Genomic DNA, 1,262 nt, shown 5'->3' on the forward strand with positions numbered 1-1,262 from the left:
CCTTAACCATCCCCTCGTATGAGCGAGGCGTGGCGCGGCTTCTGAGGTATGATCGCCATCCTTGACCAGCTAATACCCGACAGATAATCGCCATGTTTAACCACGATCTAATCCTCAACCACATCAACGAGATATTTGGACAGGACATGCATGCCAAGCGTGTTCTTTCCCTGGCCAATGCAACCCTCGGGGTTATCGAATCCGGTTCGCTGGCCATCCACGCCATCGGGAATGGTCTCTCCTTGGCCAATGGTCTCGAGCGCAAACATGCGGTGAAACAGGTGGACCGCCTGCTCACTAACACCAAGCTCAACGTCTGGAGCCTCTTTGACGATTGGGTTCCCTATGTGGTCGGTGAACGCACCGAGATCGTGGTATCCATGGACTGGACCGAATTCGATGCCGATGATCACAGCACCTTGGTTATCAGCCTGCAAACCAACCATGGCCGCAGTACTCCGCTGCTGTGGAAAACCCATCGAAAATCGTTGCTCAAAGGGCAACGCAATGCCCATGAGAAAGAGCTGCTCACCAAACTCAAGCAGACCCTGCCAGAAGGTATCTTCGTGACGGTAGTCGCTGACCGTGGGTTTGGTTACATGGAGCTGTTCGAGCGCCTGGAACAAGAGCTAGGCTTTGCCTATATCATTAGATTTAAAGGAAATATTTTGGTTGGTTACTCTGGTGGAGAGCAGGTTCCCGCCCGCGACTGGCTAACGCCGACCGGGCGCACCCGAACCCTCAAGGAGGTGGAGCTCACTGGGCAACGACAGCCTGTCGAGCGGGTCTATTGTTGTCACAAGAGTGGCATGAAAGACGCGTGGTTTCTGGCCAGTAACCGGACCGATCTGAGTGCCGCCAAGGCGTTGCAACTATACGGCCAGCGCTGGGGTATCGAGACCAGTTTTCGGGATATCAAAGATTACAAATTCGGCATGGGTATGGGAGATGTGCACATCAGTAATCCGGTCCGGCGTGACCGACTGTTTTTGTTCAGTGCCTTGGCCATCGTCTTGCTGACGCTGCTGGGTAAGGCTGGAGACAGTGTCGGTCTAGAGAGAACGATCAAGGTCAATACCAGCAAGAGCCGAACCTATTCGTTCTTTCGGCAAGGGGTCATCTATTACCAGTTGCTGCCTAAAATGAAAGAAGCCAATGCGGTCTTGTTGATGGATAAATTTATCTACTACCTGAAGCAACACCGCTTATATACCCGCACACTTGGAATTATTTGAGTCTCTAAAAATGAGGGGATCTCTGAG

General features: G+C 52.4%; 1 protein-coding gene. It reads left to right on the plus strand.

Features of this window, described 5'->3' with window-relative positions; all coding sequences use genetic code 11:
* Window positions 1-92 precede the first annotated feature (92 nt).
* Window positions 93-1,235 carry an IS4 family transposase gene (locus OKC41_RS20970; RefSeq protein ID WP_041205622.1) on the plus strand — a complete coding sequence of 381 codons (1,143 nt, stop codon included), beginning with the start codon at window positions 93-95 and terminating at the stop codon, window positions 1,233-1,235.
* Window positions 1,236-1,262 lie beyond the last annotated feature (27 nt).

This window comes from Aeromonas sp. QDB17, from assembly GCF_027705305.1.
In the GTDB taxonomy this organism is placed as follows: domain Bacteria; phylum Pseudomonadota; class Gammaproteobacteria; order Enterobacterales; family Aeromonadaceae; genus Aeromonas; species Aeromonas caviae.